12 protein-coding genes are annotated in these 9,861 nt (G+C 47.7%); 4 read left to right on the plus strand and 8 right to left on the minus strand.

The window, feature by feature from the left end:
* Positions 1-203: 203 nt before the first annotated feature.
* Positions 204-941 carry an MFS transporter gene (locus CPT76_RS08480; protein WP_258168606.1) on the minus strand — a complete coding sequence of 246 codons (738 nt, stop codon included), beginning with the start codon at positions 939-941 and terminating at the stop codon, positions 204-206.
* Between the two features lie 458 nt (positions 942-1,399).
* On the opposite strand from CPT76_RS08480, the gene CPT76_RS08485 reads away from it, so the two are divergent.
* On the plus strand, positions 1,400-2,215 hold the full coding sequence (locus CPT76_RS08485) for a nucleotidyltransferase family protein (RefSeq protein WP_105442607.1): 816 nt from the start codon (positions 1,400-1,402) through the stop codon (positions 2,213-2,215).
* A 94-nt stretch (positions 2,216-2,309) separates the two neighbouring features.
* Here CPT76_RS08485 and CPT76_RS08490 read toward each other — a convergent pair whose 3' ends face one another.
* Complete coding sequence (locus CPT76_RS08490; protein ID WP_105444012.1) at positions 2,310-3,329, minus strand: alpha/beta fold hydrolase; 1,020 nt, start codon at positions 3,327-3,329, stop codon at positions 2,310-2,312.
* Between the two features lie 138 nt (positions 3,330-3,467).
* On the opposite strand from CPT76_RS08490, the gene CPT76_RS08495 reads away from it, so the two are divergent.
* The gene (locus CPT76_RS08495; protein ID WP_105442608.1) at positions 3,468-4,373 is read left to right on the plus strand and encodes a LysR family transcriptional regulator; all 906 of its coding nucleotides are present in this window, start codon (positions 3,468-3,470) and stop codon (positions 4,371-4,373) included.
* Positions 4,374-4,510: 137 nt separating this feature from the next.
* On the opposite strand, the gene CPT76_RS08500 is transcribed toward CPT76_RS08495, so the two are convergent.
* From CPT76_RS08500 to CPT76_RS08510, 3 genes are all read right to left on the minus strand, one after another.
* Positions 4,511-5,386, minus strand: a complete 876-nt coding sequence (locus tag CPT76_RS08500) for an aminoglycoside phosphotransferase family protein (RefSeq protein ID WP_105442609.1) — start codon at positions 5,384-5,386, stop codon at positions 4,511-4,513.
* A gap of 190 nt (positions 5,387-5,576) precedes the next feature.
* Positions 5,577-6,536, minus strand: a complete 960-nt coding sequence (locus CPT76_RS08505) for an alkaline phosphatase family protein (RefSeq protein WP_181152742.1) — start codon at positions 6,534-6,536, stop codon at positions 5,577-5,579.
* The gene (locus CPT76_RS08510; RefSeq protein ID WP_105442611.1) at positions 6,503-7,039 is read right to left on the minus strand and encodes an alkaline phosphatase family protein; all 537 of its coding nucleotides are present in this window, start codon (positions 7,037-7,039) and stop codon (positions 6,503-6,505) included. Before CPT76_RS08510 ends, CPT76_RS08505 begins: the two co-directional genes overlap by 34 nt.
* Before the next feature lie 124 nt (positions 7,040-7,163).
* Here CPT76_RS08510 and CPT76_RS08515 point away from each other — a divergent pair, with 124 nt between their 5' ends.
* On the plus strand, positions 7,164-8,057 hold the full coding sequence (locus CPT76_RS08515; RefSeq protein WP_181152743.1) for a phosphotransferase enzyme family protein: 894 nt from the start codon (positions 7,164-7,166) through the stop codon (positions 8,055-8,057).
* Between the two features lie 9 nt (positions 8,058-8,066).
* On the opposite strand, the gene CPT76_RS08520 is transcribed toward CPT76_RS08515, so the two are convergent.
* On the minus strand, positions 8,067-8,726 hold the full coding sequence (locus CPT76_RS08520; protein WP_258168209.1) for an NmrA family NAD(P)-binding protein: 660 nt from the start codon (positions 8,724-8,726) through the stop codon (positions 8,067-8,069).
* A complete protein-coding gene (locus CPT76_RS39200) occupies positions 8,692-8,985 on the minus strand; it encodes an NmrA family NAD(P)-binding protein (RefSeq protein ID WP_258168210.1) in 294 nt (97 codons plus the stop codon). Before CPT76_RS39200 ends, CPT76_RS08520 begins: the two co-directional genes overlap by 35 nt.
* 126 nt (positions 8,986-9,111) lie before the next feature.
* On the opposite strand from CPT76_RS39200, the gene CPT76_RS08525 reads away from it, so the two are divergent.
* Positions 9,112-9,444 (plus strand): winged helix-turn-helix transcriptional regulator, encoded by a 333-nt coding sequence (locus CPT76_RS08525; protein WP_105442613.1) that lies wholly within the window; start codon positions 9,112-9,114, stop codon positions 9,442-9,444.
* Between the two features lie 99 nt (positions 9,445-9,543).
* Here the strand turns inward: CPT76_RS08525 and CPT76_RS36570 are convergent, their stop codons facing one another.
* Positions 9,544-9,789, minus strand: a complete 246-nt coding sequence (locus CPT76_RS36570) for a VOC family protein (protein WP_374954629.1) — start codon at positions 9,787-9,789, stop codon at positions 9,544-9,546.
* Positions 9,790-9,861: the final 72 nt, after the last annotated feature.

Below are 9,861 nucleotides of genomic sequence, written 5' to 3' on the forward strand. Positions count from 1 at the left end.
GGTGAGAAACAACGCCAAGAGCGAAAGCCAGATGCTGCGGGAAATGCCAAACAGGATGGTCGCCAAGGCGAACACCACGAGCGAGGCAAACAGCGTTTTGCCAATGGCTTTCTCAATCGAAATTCGCGTGAGAATCAGCGAAACAACGATCGCGCCGACTGCTGGCGCTGCGCGAAGCAGGCCGAGACCGGTCGGACCGGTCTTCAGGATTTCGCGGCAAAGNTGGGCAGCAATGCCGTCGCGCCTCCGAGCAGAACGGCGAACAGATCGAGCGAGATGGTGCCCAGGATGATTTTACGGGCAAATACGAACCGCAGACCGCTGAAAAAGGTGTCGATCCCGACGGCATCCAGCTTTTTAACGAAATGAACGGTCTTCACGAAGAAAATCAACACGACGGATATTAGGAGCGCGACCAGCGTTGTGATGTAGGCCGTAGAGATGCCCCAGATCACGAGTACGCCTCCGAGCGACGGGCCGACGATCATCGCCGTTTGCATCCCCGAGGCGGACCAGGCTGCTGCCTGCGGCAGCTGCTCGCGGTCGACGATATCCGGCACGAGGGCGGCAGAAGCCGGGCCTTCGAAGGTACGGCAAGCGCCGAGAATGGCAGCGGCGATCAACAAATGGACAGAGGTGATCCAGCCCTCAATGCTACTGATGACGAGAAAGACGACGACAACGCACTCTATGAGTTGGCAAATATAAACGATGGTACGGCGATCATAGCGGTCAGCCGTCTGCCCGGCCGGCAGCGTCAGCAGCAGCATAGGCAGGAACTGGGCCAGCCCGACAAAGCCGAGCTGAAAGGCGCTGTCTGTCAGTGCGTACATCTGCCAACCAATGACGACTGACAAAATTTGAAAAGCGCTGGCCGAGAAAATCCGCGCGATCCATAGGTGCAAAAATGAGCGGTTATGGAGCACGGACGAAGTGTTCACATTCAATGCAAGTCATCCTTTCTTGTTGTGGAAAAAATGCCGAACGTATAGTTTCCGTAAAGCGAAACTATGTATTTGCTTACATAGTGCTAATTCATTTTATATGAAATGAAAAAAAGAAGGAAGGGAGGGGGAGAAAAACATAATCGGAAATTGGAGGTTAGGGTGTATACAATCAGCGGCGGATGGGTTGCCGCATCCATGAGCCATAATATTACCTGAAAGAGTCGAAATTAACGGGGATGGTAGAGTAATCCCCTTTAACTCAGCCCTGCATTTTTGCAGCCTTTTGTTTTTGGAAGATACAAGTCTAATTTTACGAACGCTGTTGAAATCTGTAGTTAATATAAGAATGCAAAACAGATCCCAGAAACGGCATACAGTTGACGATCAATCTTTGCAAATGTTATTTTGTAATAATACCCATTTTATGGGTCACTAATTAAGGGGTGCTTGGCATGAAGTTACCTTTACACGATCGATTCATTAAACAAGCGATTGAACATGTAAGCAAAGATCAACGTTTTATGGGCCTGCTCGCAGGCGGATCTATGATGTATGGAGAAATGGATGAGTATAGTGATCTGGATTTAATTATCGTCTACGACGATGCTTTTCAAAAAGAGATCATGGAACAGCGCATCCAATTTGCCGAAAGGCTTGGTCATTTAATGTCTGCATTCACAGGCGAGCATGTTGGGGAACCTCGATTGCTTATTTGTTTATATGGACCAGCCCCTCTCCATGTCGATTTAAAATTTGTTCATTTGGAAGAGCTCGAATCCCGGGTCGAGAACCCACTGATTCTTTGGGAGAGGGGGAGTGGAATTTCAACAATACTCAATAATACAAGTGCATCTTTTCCCTCCCCTAAGCCTCAATGGATCGAAGATCGCTTCTGGGTATGGGTTCATTACTGTGCTGCAAAATTAGGTAGAGGCGAATTATTTGAAGTGATCGATACGATAACATTTATGCGGAATACAGTGTTAGGACCATTGGTACTCATCCGCAACGGTCGTTCCCCGAGAGGAGTTCGAAAGCTCGAAAAGTATGCCGTCAAGGAAATGGAGGAATTACAAGGAACGATCCCTATCCATAGCTTTAAAAGCTGCTATCATGCGCTAAAAAATACGATTAAGATGTATCAGCGTCTACGCCAAGGTTCGGAAATTGTGCCAAGGAACGAAGCAGAACGCGTCTCCATCGAGTTTCTTGACGGTATCTATTCAGAAAACTCCAATGGCAGCTCGTTCAACGAACGGAAACTATAGCGCAGCATAACACAACAGCAGCCGATCCAACGGATCGGCTGCTGTTGTTACTCTCACAAGGGTTTGTTCGATGAGGCGTCATGAATTTAATAATCTATTCATTTGTACTCATTGCCAACAAGTGTTTTAAGTTGTCATCAATAAATTGATTATCGGCAGGGTTGATTCCGCGGCCGGCAAAATGGCCCCAGATCGACTCGATCGGTTTAAAGACGGCATGCGGCATAAGCTCAGCCTCGTATTTGTTGTCGTCCGCCGGGCAGAAAAGATCCGTGCTCCCCGGCATGACGTAGGCGTGCGCTTGAATGCTTCTGAGCGCCTTCTCGAAATCCCCGTTATAGGTGGGGTTCGCACTAATATCTGCATGTATTCCCGTCCGTAACATGGCCAGGACATTGTGCGGATCCATTTTCATAAAGCTATCCTCCCACACGCCGGCCATAAAATCTGCCACTGAGTCAAATCCCATCTCCCGATAAAGCCCCTCTCTGTAAAACGCCTGCGATAACCCCCATCCCGCATAAACATGGCCAACGGCGCGCATGTCAGCGGAAGTCAACTGGTTTAGCTTACTTGAATCGAAGCGGGCGGCAGCCATGAGCGGAGCCTTCATTCCCTTCAGGACCAAATACGTTTGCGGCCAAGTCTTGGCCATACCGGCAATAGGCGCCATTCGTTCCACCATGTCGGGATAGCTTGCTCCCCATTGGAAGGCTTGAATACCTCCCATGGACCAACCGACAACGAGGGCGATCTTCTGAATGCCGAATTTTTCGGTCACCAGCCGATGCTGGAATGTAACGTTGTCATAGATGGTTACCTGCGGAAAATTCGCCCGGTCGAATGGAGGTGGCGTGTTGCTAGGAGAGGAAGATAATCCGTTGCCCAATAGATTCGGAACGATAATGAAATATTTCTGCGGATCCAATGCCATGCCGTTCCCAATCAACCATTCATTCTGAACGTGCTGGTCGCCAAAAGCCGTTGGATAGACGATGACATTATCTTTTTTCTCATTCAATTGGCCATAAGTCTTATAAGCGAGAAATGCGCTCGGTAACGTTACTCCCGATTGCAAGGTTACGTCACCCAAATCAAAAATTTCATAATCCATCATATCGTTTGCTCCTTTCAAAATGAAACCAATAGATTGTATTGCTTGTTGTCAGTATAGTTCTGTGTTACTCTCAATAAAAGTGAATAGAATTCAAAGCAGTGTTCAATATTTTTGAATATGAAAGGGGAGCATGTGATGGAATTGCGCCAGCTGAATACGTTCCGTACGGTTGCATCCACATTGAATTTCAGTCGGGCTGCGGAAGTGCTAAACTACGTCCCTTCCAACGTCACGATGCAAATAAAAGCATTGGAAGATGAGCTTGGAGTTCGCCTCTTTGACCGCTTGGGCAGGCAGCTTGTTCTCACGACGGCGGGGAAACGCTTTTTAACTCACATTCAAGGTGTTCTGGACAAGCTGGACGAAGCTCGCGGCGCCGTTCATGACAATGAAGATTTAACCGGCACCCTGACGATCAGTGCCAATGAGGTCGTATGCGCCTATCGGCTCCCAGCTGTCTTTCAACGATTTCGCTCGCAGCATCCGGGGGTTCGTCTGATCTTCCGCTCCGTTCCAAATCTAGAGCTCAAGCAAGCACTATTTGAGGGAACTGCCGACGTCGTCTTTATGCTGGACGAGCCCATTCGCTCGAGCGGACTTGCCGTGGAACCGTTGGTGGAAGAGACGTTCCGCCTTTTTGCTGCTCCCGACCATCCTCTCGCAAAAAGAAACCTGCTGCAGCTGGAAGATTTTCACGGAGAAGTCTTCCTGACGAATGAAAAGGGTTGTCCTTACAGAACCATGTTCGACCGGTCATTTGAGAAAGAGGGTATAGATAGTATTACGTATCTAGAGTTTCAAAGTGCTGAAGCTATTAAACAATGCGCCGTTTCGGGAATCGGTATTGCCTTTCTTCCTGAAATCGTAACGGAAGCTGAAGTTGAACGGGGCGACCTTGTTGCTCTTCCATGGGAAATCCCGGATCTGCACGTGTATACCCAGATGTCTTGGCATAAAGACAAGTGGCTTTCACCAATCATAGAATCTTTTATAGAAACGGCAGGGGAAGTACTTGCTAATTCCCCTATTCATGCCGTGTAGTTCGTGGAACTATTTATTTAACAAAAAACAAGTTGTCGTCTTTTTCGAAAGACAAGAACTTGTTTGGTTAAAATGAATCGTTGGGGAACGTATCATATGGATAGAAGGGCGTGGCTAGAGGCATATAGGTTCCATTCTTATAGCCGCTTGTAGTCCTGGATAATGGTGTCCACCACATGCTTTCCCCAATCCGCAGCTTCCGAGCCCTTTTCATTCCAATCATAGGTGATGAGCCCTTTCCATAGGGCCCAGCCGCGAGCACGATGAATGGTGTCCTCATCAAAATCCATCCGTTTCAGGAATAGGTCGCGGCTGGCTTCATCAAAAAAGTTCCAGGCCATCACAAGGTCGCTCGAAGGATCGCCTACGCCCATCGTTCCAAAATCAATAACGCCGCACAGTCGTCCATCCCTCACCAGCAAATTGCCTACGGCAACATCACCATGCAGCCATAGCGGCTCTGATTGGTATGTTGTCGCAAGGGCAAGCTCCCATATTTCCGTTAGCAGCTTGTGATCGTATTGACCGGATAGCTTTTCGATGATCGTTCTTGTATCATCATCATATACCGCAAGATTTCCCCCTCGATGAAAGTTCTGGACCCCTGCCGGGACGCCGCGGCTTGCGTCGATCGCCTCCAACTCTTGTAAAAAACGGGCGAGGTCTTCGGCAAATTGGTTGTGATCGGATATTTTGTTATGCGTGACCGTGTCGCCGTCAATCCAACGGTTAACGGACCAGGGAAGAACATATTCGTCCGTGGGCGCTCCTTTTGCAACCGGAACCGGAATGGGGACGGAAAGAAGCGGCTTGAAAACGGGAAGCCAGGTCAGTTCTTTTTCAACAGCCGAGGCGTAGCGTTCATGACTTGGTAAACGGACGGTCATTTCACTGCCCAGCCGGAAGGTACGGTTATCGTGGCCGCTTTTTTCTACAGGCTTTATCTCTAAATTCGCCCATTCCGGAAATTGGCTGTCGATTAATCGGCGTACCAGCTCAATGGTAATCTCCATCTTCTCACCGCTTTCTAAAAAATGGTAATCAAATTATAACCTTTCACCTGCATCTCCTCAAGGGTTGGAGAGACCAAGAAACAAGAACGTAAAAAAACCGGGACATGTATAGCCCGGCTATCGCTATTTTTGATCATGTCTCTATGAAATCAGAACAGTCACCCTGGTGGAGAGCAATATTATAATCAGCTCAACCCTTTAAAATTTGAAGAAAATAAGATTTTAAATCGACGACCCGCAGTGACTCCGGTTTATGGTCTGTACCGGCAATCATTAGAGGAACAAGCGACTCCGCTTGACTTATGCCCCCGTGCCCTGCGCCTCCTATATGGGTGGGTGAACTGCCGTACTTCAATTCATATCCCGGCTTTGCGGTTACGACCATGTACTCCCCATGATGTGAATGTAAGGCAGCGGACAATCGCCGGAGAACATCGGGATAATGTCCATAGTCCACCGTATTCTTTTGGGTATTGATTTGTAAATCAAGCACTTCGGGATCTTCGGCCAATGTCCATGGTTGATGATAGGGATCAACCGTGTCTCCTTGTGACCGATAGGCAAATTTCTTGGATGATCCTGATCGAACAACGCGAATCCAATCATCATCTTTCCAAGCCAATATATCAATTCTCGGGTCAGCCTTCAATACCTCTGATATTTGCTCAAAAGAATATTGTGAGGTTAGCTTGTACAGATAAGCCATTCTATCATTGATGGCAAGAATAAGCTCGGTCTGGTTCGTGACGGCGCCTCCCTGCCGTAAAATGCGGTACCCGTTCAAGATTTGCCCTAAATCAATTACCGGTTGGCGATTTTTCGGGTGGACGTGAGCCATTCCGTTATCCCCCATGATGATGATTACGGCTTTTTCCAGAGCCTCTTCCGGTGAACCAAATGCCTGCAGCAAGGTCTTTAATTGGTGATCGGTGCGGATCACGCCATCCAAATCCGACGGACCTTTTTTATGTATTTTTTGGTCCAGATCGGGGAAATAGACATATAGAAAATCGGGCAATTGCCCGTTTTGAATGAGATGCGTCACCATTTGGAGCGCATATTCATTGTTAAAGCCGAACTTACCGATGGGGCTCACCGGCAAACTTTTCACGCTTTTCAGCGGATTTGAGAATGCTCCATAGGCAAACAAATCCGGACCTTTGACCGTGACATTTTTAGGTAACGCTGTCGGCATATGAAGCCAAAAAGGAAATTCAGCTGGTGATCCGCGCTTCCCCGATAGATCAAGCCATTAACGGACCCCGATTGTAGCCCCATACGGTTCAATTCTTCAAAAATGGTCGGTATTTGCGGATTCAAGTGGTCGCCGTTCATACGGATTAAGGCATCATTCAAATATTGGTTGATTCCGTTCTTGTAGATTTCCCAAAACCCACTGCCATAATTAATGACTTTCTTGTCTTGTGTTGAGTACCAGACCAGTCCCGGTACACGATGTTCATCCGGATACGTTCCCGTCAGCAGCGTGCAGTCAATCGACACGGACATCGTCGGAAATGAGGTAACGACATTCCTATAGTATTGACCATGTTCCATCAAGAACTGAAAAGTTGGAAGTTTATTTTGCTCGATTCCTTTATCAATCGACTGGCTCATTAACGTATCGACACAAATGAAGATAATGTGCTGCAACCTGTTCACCTGCCAATTTTTTCTGCAAGCCTATTCTTAACCCACATTATTTGCTTTCAGTATTCAAAATATTCGGCTAGCGGAATGTCATGTAGGATGACATCCGATAGAAGGGGGAGTAGAAGTGAGCGATCGTGCGGATTTGGCGCTGCCATTGGATAAGCTTTTTGAACAGTTTCATATCAAAGAGGCCTCTCCATTGGGTGGGAGACTCAACCAGCACTGGCTGATAAATTTCAAGAACGACCACCTTGTATTACGGCGCTGGTACAAAGAAACTCATTTGGATGAGATTGATTATGAGGTGAAATTGCTTAAAAGCATAGCCGAGCTTGGATGGCCTGTGGCAGCTGTTATTGAAGGGCCGTTCGAGATGGATGGGTATATCTGGGGTTTGTTCCCTTATCTTTACGGTGAACCGCCATCTGTGGACAATCGGGCGGTCGAACAGCGTGCAAGGGGGCGGCTTATGGCCCAGTTTCACTCTGACCTTGGCAAACTCAGTGGGATCGGTCAGCGCAAGGATTGGCGGCGGTGCGAAGAGATTCTATTTGACTCCGAGCTAGATCGATTGCTGTCACGAAATGAAAAGCAGCGCCCTGAGGAAATACGAATTCTGCGGTGGCATTTGGAGCGTGCCCGCAGGCGGGTGGAGGAGCTGAAACTTCATTCCAGACCCGGGATCGTGATCCACGGGGATTTTACACCCTGGAACCTGCGTTTCCAGGATGGGAAGCTCTCCGGCATACTCGATTTTGAGCTTGCTCACTGGGATCATCGAGTAGGCGACTTTGCTCTTTCATGGCGGGGAAAGTACGACGAGGTTATTTATGGATATGATGAAGTATCACCTCTTGAGCCTGAGGAGTGGGAACTGATCACGCCGATGTGGTGGGCGGGGCTGATTGAGAATGCATGCAGGCATCTGAAGGAAGGAACTTGGGACGATGGCTGGATTGTCAGGAAATTGTTAGAGCGTTCACCGTTGATGGGGCAGGACGCCGTCCCGTTCCGTTAAATGCGGCTGTTAGACTTCAAGATGATAAACTTTAATTGTTTGGTTCGTTTGAAAAAGCACTTCGAACATCGCTTTCCCTTTCTTCTCCAGCCAAGTGTCAAAATCCATAAGACCAGGGTGTAGGCTGCGCAATGTAGGAAAATCGACTTCGTAGCCGTCTCCGTTTAACCATTCATAGATCCGCGCCAAGGTTTCGTTGTGCTGACGTATCGTTTCTATAGGAATTTGGACATAGCTTATCGGGCGGCCTGTCGCACGAGTGATGGCTGACGCAATGCTAGGTGGAGTCCGCGCGTCACCTGCGATTTCGATCGTCTTGCCCAGAAATTCGCCGGGATGTTTGAAGGCCAGCTTGACGAATGCACCGATGTCATCCACAGCTATGCAATATACAGGCACGTCCGGGTTGGTGGCTTCAGCCAATGTCCCGTGCTGAATACCATAAAACGGACTGGCGTAACTTTCCATAAATCCCGACGGGCGCAAGATCGTTGCAGGAAGACCAAGCGTCTTAATGTATTGTTCAATTTCCCACTTGGCAAAATAACGAAAGCGGGACTGTACGTCAGCACCGCTATTCGATGAATAAACGAAATGCTGAACCCCGGCATCATTCGCCGCATCGGCTGCATTTTTACCCCAACGTAATTTCTTCGGCCGTTCTTGCATCGCTTGGCTCCCACGTAGGTGGTTGAACACTGAAGACCCCGTGCACTCCTTGCATGGCAGCATCCAGTGAAACGCGATCTCCCAAATCCCCCCGGAACAATTGAGCACCCGCTTGAGCAAGGGTTTGGGCTACCTTACTTGAAGGATCACGGGTGAAAGCACGCACCTGCCAGCCATCAGCAAGCAGATGTGACGCTGCTGCACCCCCTTGCTGGCCTGTGGCTCCTAAAACCAAAATCGTCTTCTGAAGTGTAGCCATATGCTTCCTCCTTCAAGGTAATGGAATAACTAATTGAAAGTGTAAATCATATATGATTTCTTTGTAAGGAGACACTTTGTTGAGTTATACTTACGAATAGTAAGTAAATTGTGAGGAAGTGATTGCTTGAACCCAAGTGATGAACAAAAATGCCTATCCGCGGTTAACGAAGCATTACAAGTGATAGGCAGCAAATGGGCGTTCCTGGTAATCTCTCAATTGTATTATGGTCCTCAGCGCTTTAATCAGCTGCGCCGAAATTTGAGCACCATCAGCATCAAATCTTTAACCGATATTTTGCGGCATTTAGAACATTATAAAATCGTAAATCGTCAGGTTTACCCAACAAATCCTATTAGCGTCGAGTACTCTTTGACGGAAAAAGGCAGAGAGTATAGGGAAGTACTTTTTCAAATGCGCCAATGGGGAGAAAAATGGGGTTCCACCCCAAATGAATAAAAAGTTGTCGACCATAGGTGCTTTGAAGAAGCAGGGGAGGACAGTAAAAAAAAGCCGGACTAACATGAAGTTAATCGGGCTTTTGTGCGCAGGCCGGCTTTAATGATTAACTCTCAGGACAGAATACATATGTCCATCTGGGTCAATAAACCCAAAGAAGCGGCCAATGTTTTCATTGCGGATGGGTGTGACCGGAACGCCTTTTGCACGAAGAAAGCGATAGAGCTTATCGATTTGATAAGTCTCGAATCCGATCATAGGAACAGCTTTTCCTTCCATGTTTATTTTTCCATTGGATGACCTGTTATCAGATCTGGTAAGAATTAATCCTGGACCGCGCTCCAAACGTATATTCCGATATCGTCATTCTTATATTGAACATCAAATCCGAGAAGGATTGATACCATTCAAGCGAAT

The sequence above is a fragment of the Paenibacillus sp. AR247 genome (assembly GCF_002968895.1).
Classification (GTDB): Bacteria; Bacillota; Bacilli; order Paenibacillales; family Paenibacillaceae; genus Paenibacillus_AQ; species Paenibacillus_AQ favisporus.